Annotated in this window: 17 protein-coding genes; 15 read left to right on the forward strand and 2 right to left on the reverse strand. The window is 70.2% G+C overall.

Annotated elements, in window-relative coordinates:
• From gspG to IV088_RS13160, 15 genes are all read left to right on the forward strand, one after another.
• On the forward strand, window positions 1-363 hold a 363-nt coding region (gene gspG, locus IV088_RS13090; protein WP_291102596.1), incomplete at its 5' end, for a type II secretion system major pseudopilin GspG.
• 128 nt (window positions 364-491) lie between these two features.
• The gene (locus tag IV088_RS13095; RefSeq protein ID WP_291102599.1) at window positions 492-974 is read left to right on the forward strand and encodes a prepilin-type N-terminal cleavage/methylation domain-containing protein; all 483 of its coding nucleotides are present in this window, start codon (window positions 492-494) and stop codon (window positions 972-974) included.
• Window positions 971-1,348 (forward strand): type II secretion system minor pseudopilin GspI, encoded by a 378-nt coding sequence (gene gspI, locus IV088_RS13100; protein WP_291102602.1) that lies wholly within the window; start codon window positions 971-973, stop codon window positions 1,346-1,348. The genes IV088_RS13095 and gspI overlap by 4 nt, the downstream gene beginning before the upstream one ends.
• Window positions 1,349-1,461: 113 nt before the next feature.
• Window positions 1,462-2,208: a type II secretion system protein J gene (locus tag IV088_RS13105; RefSeq protein ID WP_291102605.1), complete on the forward strand. Its 747-nt coding sequence runs from the start codon at window positions 1,462-1,464 to the stop codon at window positions 2,206-2,208.
• A 255-nt stretch (window positions 2,209-2,463) separates the two neighbouring features.
• A complete protein-coding gene (gene gspK / locus IV088_RS13110; protein ID WP_291102765.1) occupies window positions 2,464-3,450 on the forward strand; it encodes a type II secretion system minor pseudopilin GspK in 987 nt (328 codons plus the stop codon).
• 55 nt (window positions 3,451-3,505) lie between these two features.
• A complete protein-coding gene (gene gspL, locus IV088_RS13115; protein WP_291102607.1) occupies window positions 3,506-4,822 on the forward strand; it encodes a type II secretion system protein GspL in 1,317 nt (438 codons plus the stop codon).
• A complete protein-coding gene (gspM, locus tag IV088_RS13120; protein ID WP_291102609.1) occupies window positions 4,822-5,364 on the forward strand; it encodes a type II secretion system protein GspM in 543 nt (180 codons plus the stop codon). Before gspL ends, gspM begins: the two co-directional genes overlap by 1 nt.
• Complete coding sequence (gspN, locus tag IV088_RS13125) at window positions 5,364-6,155, forward strand: type II secretion system protein N (protein WP_291102610.1); 792 nt, start codon at window positions 5,364-5,366, stop codon at window positions 6,153-6,155. Before gspM ends, gspN begins: the two co-directional genes overlap by 1 nt.
• Before the next feature lie 34 nt (window positions 6,156-6,189).
• Window positions 6,190-8,331, forward strand: a complete 2,142-nt coding sequence (gene gspD, locus IV088_RS13130) for a type II secretion system secretin GspD (RefSeq protein ID WP_291102613.1) — start codon at window positions 6,190-6,192, stop codon at window positions 8,329-8,331.
• Window positions 8,328-9,770, forward strand: coding sequence for a type II secretion system ATPase GspE (gene gspE / locus IV088_RS13135; protein WP_291102615.1), 1,443 nt, complete (start codon window positions 8,328-8,330; stop codon window positions 9,768-9,770). Before gspD ends, gspE begins: the two co-directional genes overlap by 4 nt.
• A gap of 7 nt (window positions 9,771-9,777) precedes the next feature.
• Complete coding sequence (gene gspF, locus IV088_RS13140; RefSeq protein WP_291102617.1) at window positions 9,778-11,007, forward strand: type II secretion system inner membrane protein GspF; 1,230 nt, start codon at window positions 9,778-9,780, stop codon at window positions 11,005-11,007.
• A 173-nt stretch (window positions 11,008-11,180) separates the two neighbouring features.
• Window positions 11,181-12,077 carry a 5'-nucleotidase gene (locus IV088_RS13145; RefSeq protein ID WP_291102619.1) on the forward strand — a complete coding sequence of 299 codons (897 nt, stop codon included), beginning with the start codon at window positions 11,181-11,183 and terminating at the stop codon, window positions 12,075-12,077.
• Between the two features lie 123 nt (window positions 12,078-12,200).
• Window positions 12,201-13,970 (forward strand): ABC transporter ATP-binding protein/permease, encoded by a 1,770-nt coding sequence (locus IV088_RS13150; RefSeq protein ID WP_291102621.1) that lies wholly within the window; start codon window positions 12,201-12,203, stop codon window positions 13,968-13,970.
• A gap of 213 nt (window positions 13,971-14,183) precedes the next feature.
• Window positions 14,184-15,374: an MFS transporter gene (locus IV088_RS13155; protein ID WP_291102767.1), complete on the forward strand. Its 1,191-nt coding sequence runs from the start codon at window positions 14,184-14,186 to the stop codon at window positions 15,372-15,374.
• A gap of 134 nt (window positions 15,375-15,508) precedes the next feature.
• On the forward strand, window positions 15,509-16,189 hold the full coding sequence (locus tag IV088_RS13160) for a class I SAM-dependent methyltransferase (RefSeq protein WP_291102624.1): 681 nt from the start codon (window positions 15,509-15,511) through the stop codon (window positions 16,187-16,189).
• A 54-nt stretch (window positions 16,190-16,243) separates the two neighbouring features.
• Here the strand turns inward: IV088_RS13160 and IV088_RS13165 are convergent, their stop codons facing one another.
• Together IV088_RS13165 and IV088_RS13170 are read right to left on the reverse strand one after the other, a co-directional pair.
• Window positions 16,244-16,705 carry a hypothetical protein gene (locus IV088_RS13165; protein ID WP_291102626.1) on the reverse strand — a complete coding sequence of 154 codons (462 nt, stop codon included), beginning with the start codon at window positions 16,703-16,705 and terminating at the stop codon, window positions 16,244-16,246.
• Between the two features lie 18 nt (window positions 16,706-16,723).
• Window positions 16,724-17,425 carry a hypothetical protein gene (locus IV088_RS13170; protein ID WP_291102629.1) on the reverse strand — a complete coding sequence of 234 codons (702 nt, stop codon included), beginning with the start codon at window positions 17,423-17,425 and terminating at the stop codon, window positions 16,724-16,726.
• Between the last annotated feature and the right edge of the window lie 6 nt (window positions 17,426-17,431).

Here is a 17,431-nt window from a genome sequence, read left to right on the forward strand (position 1 = left end):
ATCATCGGCGTGCTGGCCGCGCTGATCGTGCCCAACGTGCTGGACCGCGCCGACGACGCGCGCGTGACCGCCGCCAGGACCGACGTCAACAACCTGATGCAGGCGCTCAAGCTGTACCGCCTGGACAACCAGCGCTACCCCAGCGGCGAACAGGGCCTGACCGCGCTGGTGGCCAAGCCCACGGCGGCACCGGTGCCGCCGAACTGGCGGCCCTACCTGGAGAAGCTGCCGGCCGACCCCTGGAGCCGCCCCTACCAGTACCTGAACCCGGGCCTGCACGCCGAAGTCGATGTGCTGTCACTGGGCGCGGACGGCCAGACCGGTGGCGAGGGCAAGGACGCCGACGTGGGCAGCTGGCAGTGACTGGCTCCCCCCTGCGCCGCTGCGCGGCGTCCCCCCAGGGGGACGGTGCCCTTCGACCGGCGGAGCCGGATCGTCGGCACCCGCTGGGTGAAGGCATTTCGCGCCGTTGGTTTCTCTGGTTACCGTGAATGGTCAAGAACCCCTTGCCCCCCTTGCGTGCGAGCCAGGGCTTCACCTTGCTGGAGTTGCTGGTGGTGGTCTCCATCGTGGCGCTGGCGACGGCGGGGGTGAGCCTGTCGCTGCGTGACGCCGGTGCCAAGGAGCTGGAGAGCGAAGCGATCCGCCTGGCCGCGCTGCTCGAGTCGGGGCGGGCGCAGTCGCGCAGCAGCGGTGTGCAGGTGCGCTGGCTCGCCAACGACGAGGGTTTCGAATTTCAGGGCATCAGCACCCGCGCCGAGGCGCGTGACTCGCTGGCCCGGCCTCGCACCTGGCTGAGCACCGAGACCCGTGCGCGGGTGACCCAGCCGCCCGGCGCCGACGGGCTGGTGCTTGGGCCAGAGCCCTTGATCGCGGCGCAGCGCCTGGAGCTCATTCAGGGCGACCGGCGGCTGACCCTCGCCACCGATGGCCTCGCGCCCTTTGCGGTCGTCGCGGCGCCCCTCACGCCATGACCCCGCGCCCAGGCTCACGCGGTTTCACGCTGATTGAAATTCTGGTGGCGCTGGCGGTGGTGGCCGTGGCGCTCGCTGCCGGCTCGCAGGCCACCGGCGCGCTCACCCGCGCGGCGGCACGCCAGAGCGACCAGTGGCTGGCCCAGCTGTGCGCCGAAAACGAGTTGATCCGGCTGCGGCTGACGCGCCAGTTGCCCAGCGTGGGCGACAGCACCAGCGAGTGCCAGCAGGCCGGACGCACCTTGCAGGTGAGGCTGTCCGTGGTGCCCACACCCAACCCCAACTTCCGCCGCGTGGACGCGCTGGTCGAATCGAGGGTGGACGGCGTGGACGTGCGGCTCTTGAGCCTTTCCACCATCATGGGGCGGTATTGATGGGCCCCCACACTCCACCGCTGTGCGGCTCGTTGCCCCCCGAGGGGGCTGTTTCGCCTTGGGGCGGCCCGGCGGCGGATCGAGGCCCCCACACTCCACCGCTTCGCGGCTCGTTGCCCCCCGAGGGGGCTGTTTCGCCTTGGGGCGGCCCGGCGGCGAAACGCGGTTTCTGGCACCGCTGCCGCCGTCAGGCGGGTTTCACGCTGATCGAGCTGCTGGTGGCGCTGGCGGTGATGTCCATGCTGGCCATCCTGAGCTGGCGCTCCATCGATGGCATGAACCGCACCCAGACCCTGACCCAGCAGCGCGCCGACGAGCTGCTGCGCCTGCAGGCGGCGCTGGGCCAATGGCACGCGGACCTCGACGCATTGGTCTACACCGATGAGCTCAATCCCCTCGAATTCGACGGCAAGCTGCTGCGCATGACCCGCCGGGACAGCGGGGACAACGGCCTGAACAGCGCGGGTGTGCGCGTGGTCGCGTGGAGCCGCCTCGGCCGCGCCGACGCGCCCGGCGCGCAATGGATGCGCTGGCAATCGGCCCCGGTGCAGCGCCGCGACGAACTGGCCGAGGTCTGGCAACGGGCGGCCGAGTGGGCCGAGTCGGGCGCTGCGGACGGCCGCGACAGCGCCGTGGCGCTCGCAGGCATCGACCAGTGGCAGCTCTTCTACCACCGGGGTGAAACCTGGGGCAACTCGCTGTCCTCGGTCGGCAATGAAAGCGCAGGCGTGCTCACCGTCTCGGAGGGCAGCATCCCCAACGGCGTGCGCCTGGTCCTCACCCTCACGCCCGGGCAGGGACTCGCGGGCACCCTGGTGCGCGACTGGGTGCGCCCGACGCTGCAGGCCGGAAGGACATGAGGACATGAAACACCCCCCGCGCCGCTTCGCGTCACCCCCCTCAAGGGGGGCGGCACTGGCCGTCCGGCAAAGCCGGCCCGGCGGTGCCCTGGGGCTGGCTCCCTTCGCGCGCTGCGGATCGGTTGACGCTGGGGGGCTTGCGACATGAGTCCCCAAAAGACCGCCCGGCGCATGTGCCTCACGAACGAGGGGAAGTCCCCCCAGGGCACCGCCGGGCCGGCTTTGCCGGACGGCCAGTGCCGCCCCCCTGGGGGGGTGACGCGAAGCGGCGCGGGGGGGCGCCAACAGGGCGCAGCCCTCCTCCTCGCCATGCTCACCGTCGCGCTCGTGGCCACGCTGGCCTCGGCGGCGCTGTGGCAGCAATGGCGTTCGGCCGAGGTGGAAGCGGCCGAGCGGCAGCGCCTGCAGGCGAGCTGGATCCTCGTCGGTGCGCTGGACTGGGCGCGCCTGATCCTGCGCGAAGACGCGCGCAGCAACCAGAACACCGGTGCGGCCGATCACCTGGGCGAACCCTGGGCGACGCCACTGGAAGAAGCCCGCCTCTCCAGCTTTCTGGCGGCCGACAAGAACAACAGCGCCGAAGAACTGATGCCGGCCTTTCTGTCGGGCGAGATGATCGACCAGCAGTCGCGTCTGAACTTCCGCAACCTGATCAGGATCACCGGCACCGGGCCACAGGCCAAGGCGGAGCTGTCGGCGCCGGATGTGGCCACGTTCACCCGGCTGTACGCGCTGCTCGACCTGCCCCCCGCCGAATTGACGGCCGCGGCCGCCAACCTGCTGCGCACCACCGAGCGTGCGCTCGACGACCCCGAGCCGTCCTCTTCGCCCCTGGTGCCCAAGCGCTACGCCCAGCTGGGCTGGCTGGGCCTGAGCCGGGCCAGCCTCGCGGCCCTGGAAAAACACGTCACGGTCCTGCCCGAGCGCAGCCGGCTCAACCTCAACACCGCCAGCGCCGAGGCCCTGAGCGCGAGCGTGCCGGGCCTGGACCTGGCCATGGCCCAGCAGGTGCTCACCAGCCGCGCCAGCAACCCGTTCACCAAGCTGGAGGACGCTGTGGCCCGCATCCCGGGCGCCACCGCCGAAACGGTGACCGTCGCGAACCACGACGTGCGCAGCCGGTTCTTCGAGGCGCGTGTGCGGCTGCGCCTGGACGACACCCTGATCGAAGAGCACTCGCTGATCCAGCGCAACGGCCTGACCACCCTGGTGCTGTGGCGCGAACGGGTGGCGGCACCGTGACCCGGCGCGACTCGCCTGTCCGGGGTTATCTCACTAGAATGAAAGACTGTCCGGCGTGCCCCGCACGCTGCCGCCGCCTCACGACGTGCTGATCCTCACCCCGACCGAATTCTCCACCGCCGCCGCCAGCCCGACCTCGGTGCTGGACTGGGCCCGTTCGCCCAACGGCCAGCTGCTGGCGGACCACGGCACTTGCGCCGCGGCCCTGTTGCCGGCGGACGACGATGTGGTGCTGGTGCTGCCGCCTCGCACCGTGTCCTGGCACCGGGTGGCGCTGCCCAAGGTGGCTGCGGCTCGGCTGCGGGCCGCACTGGACGGCGTGCTGGAGGACCGGCTGCTGAACGACCCGGCCGAACTGCACTTCGCGCTGGAGCCGGGCGGCCGTCCCGGGCAGACGCTCTGGGTGGCGGCCTGTCACAAGGCCTGGCTGAAGTCCTGGTTGCAGGTGCTCGAGACTGCGGGCCGCCCGGTCTCGCGCATCGTGCCCGCCCTCTGGCCCACATCGGCGGGGGGCGGAGATCGCAGCGAAACCGTGCACTGGGCCCACGACGAAGGCGACTGCGTCTGGCTGACCACGGCCAACCCGCTGGGCGTGCGCAGCGTCCCGCTGCGTGAAAGCAGCACCAGCACCTTCGGCCCCACCAGCACCTTCGGCGATTCGAGCTTCGGGGACCTCGGACCCACGGCCAGCGGCGCCACCGGGCACCTGCCGACAGCCTCCGATCCGGCCACCACACGCTGGTTTGCCGACCCCTCGATCACCGCGCTGGCCGAACATGCGTGCAACCAGCGCTTCGACCTGATGCCACCGCCGGCCTGGTTGCTGCGCTGCGCCCAGTCCGACTGGAACCTCGCGCAGTTCGACCTCAGCCTCTCCAGCGGCGCGCGGCGCAACCAGCGCCTGCGCCAGTCGCTGCGCCAGTTCCGCAGCGCCCCGGCCTGGCGCCCCGCGCGCTGGGGCCTCGCGGCGCTGCTGCTGTCGCTGATGGGGGGCATCAACGCCATGGCCTGGATGGAGCGCAGCGCCATGACCGCCAAGCAAGCCGCCATGACGCAGGCCCTGCGAGAGACCTTCCCCGGTGAAACGCTGGTGATGGACGCGCCGCTGCAGATGCGGCGCGCGCTGGCCCGCCTGCAACAGGCCAGCGGCACGCTCTCCACCAGCGATCTGGAGGCCATGCTGGCGGCGATCGCGGCCGCGGCCCCCGACGCCGCGCCCACCGCGCTCGACTTCTCCGCCGGTGACGCCCGGCTGGGCGCCTGGAACGTCCCCGAGCCCCAACTCCTGGCCCTGCAGCAAGCGCTCAACGAACGCGGCTGGGCGGCCAGCGTCGAAGGTGGCTCGCTGCGCATCCGACCGAAAGCCCCCTGATGGCCGCACCCGATCAAGCCCTGAGGGCCTCCGCCCTGACCCGCCTCGGTCAGCGCCTTGGCACCACGCTGCAGGCCATGTCGCCCCGCGAGCAACGCGCGGTGCACATCGCCGCCTGGGTCGTGGGGCTGGGTCTCTTGTGGTGGGTGGGCCTGGCGCCCGCGCTCAAGACCTTGCAGCAAGCCCCCGCGAAACAGGCCCAGCTCGACCAGGCACTGAGCCAGATGCAAGACCTGGCCGCCAGCGCCGAGGTGCTGCGCAAGCAGAACGCCACCCCGCCGCCCGGCCGCGACGCGGCTTTGCGCGCGCTCGAAGACGCGACCCGCGCGCTCGGTGCCAGTGCGCAGATGGCGCTGCAGGGCGACCGTGCCACGGTGACCCTGCGCAGCACACCCCCGCGCGCGCTGGCGCAGTGGCTCCACCAGGTGCGCGTCAACGCCCGGCTGCTGCCGGTGCAGGCGCAGATGCAGCGCGGCGGCAACCCCGACGGCTGGACGGGCCAGATCGTGCTCTCCGGCCCCGGTCTGGGAACCGGCAACTGATGGCACGCCCCAATACCGTCCGCTGGGCCTGGCTGGGTGCTGGCCTGGGCCTGCTGACCGCTGTGCTGGTCTTTGCGCCCGCGCGCTGGCTGGGCATGGCACTGGACAGCGCCTCCGGTGGCCGGGTGCAACTGGTCAATGCCCGGGGCACCGTGTGGAACGGTCGGGGCGACCTGCTGCTCAGCGGCGGCGAGGGCAGCCGCGGCCAGACCGCGCTGCCGCAAGGCGTGCACTGGACGCTGGCGCCGGGTTGGCAACAAGGGCCGGTCCTGAAAGCCCGACTGAGTTCACCCTGCTGCACCGAGCAGCCCATCGGCATCACGGTGCGCCCGGGCATGGGCAGCGCCGACCTGGTGTTCTCTGCCTTCAGCAGCCGCTGGCCCGCCGCGTTGCTGGTCGGGCTGGGCACGCCCTGGAACACCCTGCGCCTGGACGGCCAGTTGCTGTTCCAGTCGCCCGGCTTCACGGTGGCCTGGCACAGCGGGCGACCTCAACTGAAGGGGCTGCTCGTGATCGAAGCGCGCGACCTCGCCACCCGCGTGTCCACGCTGCGCCCGCTGGGCAGCTACCGCGTCGAACTGCGGGCCAGGCCCGAAGGCGACCAGGCCACGCTCGCGCTCACCACGCTCAACGGCGGCCTGCAACTCCAGGGCAACGGCCAGTGGGTGGGCGGGCGGCTGCGCTTTCGCGGCGACGCACAGGCCGCGCCCGGCAACGAGACCGCGCTGGCCAACCTGCTCAGCATCATCGGGCGGCGCGAAGGCGTGCGCTCGCTGCTTACGTTCGGATAAGTTTGCGCGCCGGACTTCGCGATAGGATCAAAACATGAAACCGACCTTCTCTCCCGCCGCGCTCGCACTGGCCATGGGCCTCGTGCTCGGCCCGCTGGCCGCGCCCCTGGCGCAGGCCCAGCAGCGCCGCAATGCCGAGCCGGTGGTGCTCAATTTCGTGGGCGCCGAGATCGAGGCCGTGGCCCGCACCATGGCCACCATCACCGGGCGCAACGTGGTCGTGGACCCGCGCGTCAAAGGCACGATGAACCTCGCCACCGACAAGCCGGTGCCGCCCGCCGTGGCACTCAACCAGTTCGGTGCCGCACTGCGCCTGCAGGGCTTCACGCTGGTGGACACCGGCGGCATCTACAAGATCGTGCCCGAGGCCGATGCCAAGCTCCAGGGCAACCCGGTGAACGCCGGCCCGGTCAGCCAGCTCGCGTCGTCGAACCAGATCGTGACCCAGATCTTCCGGCTCAACCACGAGAACGCCAACAACCTGGTGCCGGTGCTGCGCCCCTTGATCGGGCCCAACAACACCATCAACGTCAACCCCGGCAACAACTCGCTGATCATCACCGACTACGCCGACAACCTGCAGCGCATCGGCCGCATCATCACGGCGCTGGACGTGTCCGGCGCCACCGATGTCGAGATCATTCCGCTGCAACACGCCATCGCGGTCGATCTGGCGCCGCTGGTGCTGAGGCTGATCGAACCCGCGGGCGCCGCCGCTGGTCAGGCCGGTGACCCCTCGTACAAAACCACGCTGGTGGCCGAGCCGCGCAGCAACAGCCTGATTCTGCGCGCGGCCAACCCGGCCCGGCTGGCGCTGGCGCGTTCGCTCGTGGCCCAGCTGGACCGCCCCAGCGCCGCCAATGCGGCAGGCAACATCCACGTCGTTTACCTGAAAAACGCCGACGCCACCGCGCTGGCCACCACGTTGCGCGCGGCCATGGCCGGCGAAGGCAGCAGCGGCGCGAGCGCCGGTGCGTCGGGCAGCACCACGGTGCGCAGCGCCAGCGGGGCCGCCACCACCACCACGACCACGTCCAACCCCGCCACCGCGCCGGTGAGCGGCAGCGCCGCGCCCTCGACCGGCGGCCAGATCCAGGCCGACCCGGCGACCAACGCGCTCATCATCACCGCGCCCGAGCCGCAGTACCGCCAGCTGCGCGCCGTGATCGACCAGCTCGACTCGCGCCGCGCGCAGGTGTATGTGGAAAGTCTGATCGCCGAGGTCAACGCCGACAAGGCGGCCGAGTTCGGCATCCAGTGGCAAGGCCCGCTGGGCAACTTCGGCGAGAACACGGTGGGCCTGCTGGGCACCAACTTCGGCACCGGCGGCAACAACATCCTGACCAACACACTGCCCATCGCGCAGGGCAGCGTGTCCGACATCACCGCACCGGGCACCGGCCTCAACCTGGGCATGGCTTCGCGGCGCAACGGCGTGTACCTGCTGGGCTTCCTCGCTCGGTTCCTGCAGGAAAACGGCGACGGCAACATCCTCTCCACCCCCAACCTGCTGACGCTGGACAACGAAGAGGCCAAGATCGTGATCGGCCAGAACGTGCCCTTCGTCACCGGCCAGTACACCAACAGCGGCAGCGGCTCTTCGTCCGACGGCTCGGTCAACCCGTTCCAGACCATCGAGCGCAAGGACGTGGGCCTGACCCTGCGCGTGAAACCACAGATCAGCGAAAACGGCACCATCAAGATGGTGATCTTCCAGGAGGTCAGCAGCGTGCAGGCCTCGTCGCTGAACTCGACCACGGGCCTGATCACCAACAAACGCACCATCGAATCGACCGTGCTGGTCAACGACGGCGCCATCGTCGTGCTGGGTGGCTTGCTGCAGGACGAGTACGCGGGCAACCAGGAAAAGGTGCCCGGGCTGGGCGACATCCCGTTCTTCGGCAACCTGTTCAAGAGCGAAACCCGCAACCGCAAGAAAACCAACCTCATGGTCTTCCTGCGTCCGGTGGTGCTGCGCGACGCGCGCGCCACGACCAGCTTCTCGCTCGACCGCTACGAGCTGATGCGCTCGCTGCAGAAAGACGCCCAGCCCGACCCCAATGTGTTGCTGCGGGTCAACGAAGGCCCGGTGATGCCGCCGCAGCGCGCAACGGAGGCAGTGCCTGGTCAGGTGGCACCTGCGTCACTGGCGGCGCCCGAGACCGCCAAGCCATGAAGCACCCGCTGCCCTACGCCTTCGCGCGCGAGCACCTCTGGCTGCTGGAGGAAGACGCCGGGCGCCTGACCCTGTGCGGCAGCAGCACGGCCGCGTCCGACGAGGCCGCGCAGACGCGGCGCCTCTCGGCCCTGAGCGAAATCCTGCGCTGCCACGACGTGAGCGAGATGCAGTGGGAGCCCGGCGAGGTGCTGACCCAGCGCATCAGCGCGGCCTACGCGCAGGGCGAATCGAGCGCGGCGGCGGTGGTGAGCGAGGTGCAGAGCGACGCCGACCTGAGCCGCATGATGCAGGACCTGCCGGCGATCGAAGACCTGCTGGAGACCGCCGACGACGCGCCCATCATCCGCATGCTCAACGCCCTGCTCACGCAGGCCGCGCGCGACGGCGCGAGCGACATCCACATCGAGCCCTACGAGCGGCATTCGAGCGTGCGCTTCCGCGTCGACGGCACGCTGCGCGAGGTGGTGCAGCCCAACCGCGCGCTGCACGCCGCGCTGATCTCGCGCCTGAAGATCATGGCCGAGCTCGACATCTCCGAAAAACGCCTGCCGCAGGACGGCCGCATCTCGCTGCGCATCGGCACGCGCGCGGTCGATGTGCGCGTCTCCACCCTGCCCAGCGCCCACGGCGAACGCGCCGTGCTGCGCCTGCTGGACAAGAGCGAGAGCCGCCTGACGCTGGAAGCCGTGGGCATGCAGGGCGATGTGCTCGGGCGCTTCGAGAAGCTGGTGCACCAGCCGCACGGCATCATCCTCGTGACCGGCCCCACCGGCTCCGGCAAGACCACCACGCTCTACGCCGCGCTGCAGCGCCTGGACGCGGCCCAGCAGAACATCATGACGGTGGAAGACCCGATCGAATACGAGCTGCCCGGCGTGGGCCAGACCCAGGTCAACGCCAAGATCGACCTCGATTTCGCCAAGGCCCTGCGCGCCATCCTGCGCCAGGACCCGGACGTGATCATGATCGGCGAGATCCGCGACTTCGAGACCGCGCAGATCGCCATCCAGGCCTCGCTCACCGGCCACCTGGTGCTGGCCACGCTGCACACCAACGACGCGCCGTCGGCAGTGACCCGACTGACCGACATGGGCGTCGAGCCCTTCCTGCTCTCCAGTTCGCTGCTGGGCGTGCTCGCGCAGCGGCTGGTGCGCAAGCTCTGCCCCCAATGCTCACGCCGTGACGGCGAAGGCCGTTGGCAACCGGTGGGCTGCGCGCACTGCAACCAGACCGGCTACAAGGGCCGCACCGGCATCTACGAACTGCTGGTCACCGACGACGCCATCCGCGCCTTGGTGCACAACCGAGCGGCCGAGAGCGAGCTGATCGCGGCGGCGACCGCGCAGGGCCTGCGCTCGATGCGCGCCGACGGGCAGCGGTTGATCGCTGAGGGCATCACCTCGGAAGCGGAAGTTCTGAGCGTGACCCGAGACTGATCGCGTCATGCCCGCCTATTCCTTCGAAGCCATCGACGCCCAGGGCGCCACGCAAAAAGGCCTGATCGACGCCGACACGGCCAAGGCCGCGCGCGGGCTGCTGCGCGCGCGCGCGCTGGTGCCGCTGGCGGTGGAGCCGGCGGTGAACGTGGGCGCCGACGGCAAGGGCAAGGGGCTGAACACCACGCTCTGGGGCGGCCGCGTGTTCAACGCCACCGGCCTCGCGGTCTGGACGCGCCAGATCGCCGGCCTGGTGGCGGCGGGCCTGCCGCTGGAGCGCGCGCTCTCGGCGCTGTCGGAAGAAGCGGAAAAAGACGAAGAGCGCCGCCTGGTGGCTTCGCTGCGTGCCGAGGTCAACGCGGGCGCCCCCTTCGCGCGCGCGCTCGGCCAGCACCCGCGCGAGTTTTCGGCCATCTACACCGGCGTGATCGCGGCCGGCGAGCAGAGCGGCCAGCTCGGCAGCGTGCTGGAGCGCCTGGCCGACGACCTGGAGACGCGCGAGGCGCTCAAGAACAAACTGATCGGCGCCTCGCTCTACCCCGCCATCGTGACCCTGGTCGCGATCGTGATCGTGGTGTTCCTCGTGAGCTACGTGGTGCCGCAGGTCGCGGGCGTGTTCGCGGGCAGCAAGCGCGCCCTGCCCTTCCTCACCGTGGCCATGCTGGCCATCAGCGACTTCGTGCGCAGCTACGGCTGGTTGATGCTGGGTCTGCTGGTGCTCGGGGGCTTCGCGCTGGCGATGGCGCGCAAGCAGCCGGCGCTGCGCCAGCGCATGGACGCGGCCTGGCTGCGCCTGCCGCTGGTGGGGCGGCTGGCGCGCGGCTACAACGCGGCGCGTTTCGCCGCCACGCTGGCCATGCTCGCCTCGGCCGGCGTGCCGATCTTGCGGGCGCTGCAGACCGCCGCCGAAACCCTGAGCAACCAGGCCATGCGCGCTGACGCGCTGGACGCGCTGGTGCTGGTGCGCGAGGGCGCACCGCTGGCTTCGGCGCTGGCGAGCAAGAAGCGTTTTCCACCGCTGGTCGCGATGTTCGCCCGGCTGGGCGAACAGACCGGGCAGCTGCCCGTGATGCTGCAGCGCGCGGCCAACCAGCTCGGTGCCGAGGTGCAGCGCCGCGCCATGCACCTGGCCACCATCCTGGAGCCGTTGCTGATCGTGGTCATGGGCGCGGTGGTGATGCTGATCGTGCTGGCGGTGCTGATGCCGATCATCCAGCTGAACCAACTCGTGAAGTAACCCCCCGCGCCGCGCCTAAGGGCGCGTCACCCCCAAGGGGGGCAACGCGAGTGGCCCGGCGAAGCCGGTTCCACCGCGTTCCCGGTGGGACGGACTCCCCTGCTACCCTGCCGCTGCCTCGCAATTGGGCTACGCTTCGCGCTTCTCTTGTTTGTTTGCGGAGACCTTTCCCCATGCCTGTGACGCTTGACGGCCAGCTTGTTGTTGCGATTTCTTCGCGGGCGCTGTTCGACTTTGAAGAAGAGAACCACCTGTTTGAAACCGGGGACGACCGGGCTTACATGAAGCTGCAGCTGGACCGGCTGGAGGTGCCGGCGATGCCGGGGGTGGCGTTTTCGCTGGTGAAGAAGCTGCTGGCCTTCAACGACGCCACCACGCAGCGGGTCGAGGTCGTGATCCTCTCGCGCAACGACCCCGTCTCGGGCATGCGCGTGTTCCGCTCGGCGCAGCACTACGGCCTGCCGATCCAGCGCGGCAGCTTCACGCGCGGGCAGCCGCCCTGGCGTTACCTGCGCCCGCTGCGTGCCAACCTCTTCCTCTCGACCCACCTGGCCGACGTGCGCGCCGCGCTCGACGCGGGCGTGCCCGCCGCGCAGGTGTACCCGTTGTCGGTGCACGCGAGCGACGCGCACCCGAACGAGGTGCGCATCGCCTTCGACGGCGACGCCGTGCTGTTCTCCGACGAGGCCGAGCGCGTGTACCAAAGCGAAGGCCTCTCGGCCTTTCAGGCCCACGAAGCGAGCCACGCCGGCCAGCCGCTGGCGGGCGGGCCGTTCAAGCCGCTGCTCGAAGCCCTGCACCGCCTGCAGGCCGAGGGCACGAGCGCCATGCACGTGCGCACCGCCTTGGTCACGGCGCGCAGCGCCCCGGCGCACGAGCGCGCGATCCGCACGCTGATGGACTGGAACATCGAGGTGGACGAGGCCATGTTCCTCGGTGGCCTGCCCAAGGGCGAGTTCCTGCGCGAGTTCGAGCCCGACTTCTTCTTCGACGACCAGACCGGGCACATCGAGTCGGCCTCGCTGCACGTGCCCGCCGGTCATGTGGCCAGCGGCATTTCGAACAGATGAACCACCCCTGCGCCGCGCTGCGCGCGTCTTCCCCTCAAGGGGACGCTGCGAGTGGCCCGGCAAAGCCGGTTCCACCGCAGCCTGTTTTCAAGACACTTCGCTCCACCTGTTGAGAGATCTTTGATGACCCAGCAACTCTCCAAACTTCAAAACTTCCGAGCCTTCACAGGCAAGGTGGTCGCCCTCGCCCTGCCTTACTTCAACTCCGAAGAAAAGTGGAAGGCGCGCGGCCTGCTCGCGGCCATCATCGCGCTCAACCTGGCCGCGGTGTACATGCTGGTGCTGCTCAACGAGTGGAACCGCGTGTTCTACGACGCACTGCAGAACAAGGACCAGGTGGTGTTCTGGCGCGAGCTGGGGCGCTTCACCTACCTCGCCTTCGGCTTCATCATCATCGCGGTCTACCGCTTCTACCTGCGGCAGCTGCTGGAGATGCGCTGGCGCGCCTGGATGACGGCGCACTACCTCGACCGCTGGCTCGGCAACCAGGCCTTCTACCACCTCGAACTCACCCGCTTCGCCCAGGGCGCCGACACACCGCCCGACAACCCCGACCAGCGCATCGCCGAAGACCTGAACCTCTTCACCAGCGCCACGCTCGGCCTCTCGATGGGGCTGCTCAACGCGGTGGTCACGCTGGTGAGCTTCGTGGGCATTCTCTGGACGCTGTCGGGCAGCTTCGCCTTCGATTTCAACGGCGGCTCGCACACCATCCCCGGCTTCATGGTCTGGATGGCCGTGCTCTATTGCGCCATCGGCAGCGTGCTCGCGCACTACATCGGCCGCCCGCAGATCCGGCTCAACTTCCAGCAGCAGCGGGTGGAGGCCGACTTCCGCAACCACCTGATGCGGGTGCGCGAATACAGCGAATCGATCGCGCTCGACCGGGGCGAGCCGGTGGAACGCCAGCAGCTCGGCCAGCGCTTCGGCGCCGTGCTCGGCAACTACCTGCAGCTCATCAAGGCGCAGAAGCGCCTGATCTGGTTCACCACCGGTTTCGGCCAGGCCGCCGTGGTGTTCCCCTTCATCGTCGCGGCGCCGCGCTTCTTCAGCGGCGCCATCCAGCTCGGCGAGCTGATGCAGATTTCGTCGGCCTTCGGCCGGGTGCAGGACTCGCTCTCGTGGTTCGTCGACAACTACGACAGCCTCGCCGCCTGGCGCGCCACCACCGACCGCCTGACCGGCTTTGAAGCCAGCTTCCAGGCGCTGCAAGCCGCAGAAACGCTGGCCACCACCGGCATCACCGACGCCTTGCAGATTCACCACCTCGACCTCGCCCTGCCCGGCGGCGTGGCGCTGATGTCGGCGCAGGGCCTTGCCGTGAAGCCCGGCGACACCCTGCTGATCAAAGGCCCCTCGGGCAGCGGCAAGTCCACGCTGTTCCGCGCGCTCGCCGGCATCTGGCCCTGGGCCAAGGGCGAGGTGCAGCGCCCGGCCGATTTCGACCAGCGCGTGATGTTCCTGCCGCAGCGGCCCTACTTTCCGGTGGGCACGCTGCGCCAGGCGCTGGCCTACCCCGAAGCCGCCGACCGCTACAGCGACACCGAGCTGCAGCAGGCGCTGCGCGACGCGCTGCTGCCCGACCTGACCGGGCGCCTGAACGACCAAGATACGTGGGGGCAAAAACTCTCGGGCGGCGAACAGCAGCGCCTGGCCATCGCCCGCGCCCTGCTCAAGAAACCGCGCTGGCTGTTCGCCGACGAGGCCACCAGCGCGCTCGACGAAACCGCCGAACGCACGGTCTACGAGCGGCTGCAGGCGCTGGTGCAATCGCAGAACGGCGCGCTGATCTCGATCGCGCACCGCCCGACGGTGGCATCGTTCCACCAGCGCCAATGGACGCTGCAACCCGGCGAGGGAGGCGGCTCGCGCCACCGGCTGGTGGCGGGTTGAGCGCGGCGGACGCGTCAGGCGGGTGAACCGGCCTCGCGGGCCGCGCACGGCCCGCGAGGGAGCTGTTCGACCTGGCATTTAAGGGTTTCTACTGAGGTTTTGCACGCCGTTCGGGCGGCCGTGTCACGATGCCGGCCGCCCCCTCTTTCTTCTTTCCCCGTGCACAGCCCCTCCGCCTCCGACCTCGCGTCCACCCCCGCCCTGCCCGAACCCATGGCCCACACCGGCCGCGCCATGATGGCGCTGGGCATCGGCGCCTTCGCCATCGGCACCGGCGAGTTCGTCATCATGGGTCTGCTGCCCGAGGTCGCGGCCGACATCGGCGTCACCATCCCGCAGGCCGGCCATGTGATCAGCGCCTACGCGCTGGGCGTGGTGATCGGCGCGCCGGTGCTCGCCGTGGCCGCGGCCACCTGGGGCCGCCGCTCGCTGCTGGTGGCGCTGATGCTGGCCTTCGCACTGGGCAACTTCGCCAGCGCTGCCGCGCCGGGCTACGCCTCGCTCAACGCGCTGCGTTTCGTGGCCGGCATGCCGCACGGCACCTACTTCGGCGTGGCCGCGCTGGTGGCCGCCGCGCTCGCCGCGCCGGGCCAGCGGGCACGCGCCATCGGCCTGGTGATGAGCGGCCTCACGCTCGCCACCTTGATGGGCGTGCCGCTCGCGGCCTGGCTGGGGCAGCACTTCGGCTGGCGCGCCGCCTTCGTGCTGGTGGGCGCCATCGCGCTGCTGGCGGCCGGTCTGATCCAGCGCACCCTGCCCGTCATGCCCGCGCCCGCCGGCGCCAGCCCGCTGCGCGAGCTGGGCGCGCTGCGCAACAAGCAGGTCTGGCTCACGCTGGGCATCGGCGCCATCGGCTTCGGCGGCCTGTTCTCGGTGTTCAGCTATGTGAAGCCGACCATGATCGAGGTGGCCGGGCTGCCGCTGGCCGGCGTGCCGGTGGTGCTGGCCCTGTTCGGCCTGGGCATGGTGGTGGGCAACGTGCTGGGCTCGCGCCTGGCCGACCGCGCGCTCATGCCCACCGTGGGCGGCATGCTGGTGTGGTCCATCGTGGTGCTGCTGGCCTATGTGTTCACCGCGCAGAGCGTGGTGCTGGGCTCCATCAACATCTTCCTGATCGGCACTACCGTGGCCATCGGCCCGGCGCTGCAGCTGCGGCTGATGGACGTGGCCGGCGAAGCGCAGGTGCTCGCCGCCGCGCTCAACCACTCGGCCTTCAACACCGCCAACGCGCTGGGCGCCTGGCTCGGCGGCCTGGCCATCGCGGCCGGCTTGGGCTGGACGGCCACCGGCTGGGTCGGCGCGCTGCTGGCGCTGGCCGGGCTGGGCGTGTTCGCCTGGGCGCTGGCCGACGCGCGCGAGCACCCGGCGGCGGCGCGCAAAGGCCCGGTGCGGATCACGCCGTAGGCCGGCGGCCGGGCCTGCCGCACCCGGTTCGTGGTTTGACCGAGATCAACGCCTGGTCACACCTGGGATGAATTGACGCTTGTGGATCGGGCCCCCGCGCCGTACGCTGGGGGCCACCGTCGCGGAGGTCCACCATGGTCAAACACGGGCCCACAGCCCCACCCACACAGCCGGTTCGCCACGTGGCGTTGGAGCAGTACCGGGCGCGAGCCCACCAGTATGACAGCGAACTGGAGCCCTTTGAGCCCCTGCGCCTCGAAGCCATCGAGCGCCTGCGTCTGCAGCCCGGCGAGACGGTGCTGGACGTGGGCTGCGGCACCGGCCTGAGCTTCGCGCCGCTGATGGCACGGCTGGGGCCGAGCGGCCGGATCGTGGGCATCGAGCAGTGCCCCGAAATGATGGCCAAGGCCCGCGAGCGTGTCGCCGCAGCGGCCTGGCAACACGTCGCGCTGGAGCAGGCACCCGCGGAAGACGCCCGGTGGCGGGGCCAGGCCGATGCCGCCCTGTTTCACTTCACCCACGACATCCTGCGCCGCCCGGCCGCGCTCGACAACGTGCTGGCGCACCTGAAACCCGGTGCCCGCGTGGTGGCCACCGGGTTGCAGTGGGCGGCGCCGTGGGCCTGGCCGGTCAACCTCTTCGTGATGGGCGCGGCCCTGTATTCGGTCAGTTCGCTCGACGGCATGAACCGCCCCTGGAGCGAACTGGCCACCCGCCTTCAGGGGTTTGAAGCGCGCCCCACCTGGATGGGCAGCATCTTCATCGCCACCGGCACCTGGCCGGGGCCGCGCGGGTACGCCAGCGCTTCACACTGAGCGGGGTTCTCGGATGGACCGACGCGTGCAGCCCCTTCGCGCTGGGGCACGGCGTCAACCCGCCACATACCCCAGAACGCTCTCGATGGCGTGCCCCCGGCACTCAAGAACATCGGGCGTGGCGAGATGCCGAGGACCTGTGCGCAACGCGCTCTGTACCGTCACCACGCAACGCAGCAGCGAGCGAGGCGCCTGCCCATCGCGGCTGGAACGGATGTGCCCGAGGAGCGCGACTTTTTCCTGCCCCTCGCAAGCGGGGTCGGTGCTCAGGAAATGTTCCGGGCTCGCCGGGCGCTGCAATGGCGCGTTGCACAGGTAGAGGCCCACCGAATCGGCAACCGGGCTCTGGAGAACGGCGAACGGTGGCCCGTCGACCACATAGCCCGCGCCCGGGTTCACGCCTGTCGGGGCGTAGGTGCGGTCCCCGCTGTGCGCATGGAACCAGCGCGCAATCCGTCTGGAGGGAGCAGCGAGACCGTCCCCCTGTGCCTGCGGCCGCGGAAATTCACGGTCCATGTACGCTGCGGCATCGATCTATCTGTCGAGCAGGTACACATCGCCCTCCAGCGCCTGCGCATGCAGGGTGGACGCGGCACCGGCCATCTGGCACCACGCACCCAGGTGTTCGGTGGCTGGCGGACGAAGCACCACGCGCACGGTCGAACCCGTCAGGTGGTCATAGAAAAATTCTTGAAACATCTGTGGCGGACGGGGCGGATCAACGGGTGGAAGACGCACCTGCAAGCCGTTTTCAAACGCCACCGCGTAAGGACCACCCATGGCAACAACCCTGCGCGGTATCGAAAAATACGCCACAGCCTCCCCGGCGCGCTGCGCCATCACCGAGGCACATGTCGCGACTTCGGCATCCCGCGCCGCGTCTCGGGTGGCCTCCTGCTCCTTGGCGGTGCGGGACCGCTCCAGCCCCTGGATCAAGGGCACAGCGTTCGCCACCGTGAGCGCGGCGAGGGCCATGCCGACCACCATCCGGGCGCCGCTCGGGCGCCAGAAGCACGCGACGGCCAACGGCAGGCCGGCAGCGATGGCCGTCCACAGCACCGCGTGATAGGCCAGGATAACGGGCAGGAAGGCAAAGGCCAGCACACCCGCGCCCCGGGACGGGTCGGGCGCAACCAGGGCAACAACCTGTATCGCTGCGCCGATGGCGCACAGAACAAGCAGCACAGACACGCCCTTACTTTGGCTGGGTGTGACCGGGCCGTTGCCGTTGTTCACGCGGTG

Origin of the sequence: Hydrogenophaga sp. (assembly GCF_018780075.1) — a bacterium.
In the GTDB taxonomy this organism is placed as follows: Bacteria; Pseudomonadota; Gammaproteobacteria; order Burkholderiales; family Burkholderiaceae_C; genus Hydrogenophaga.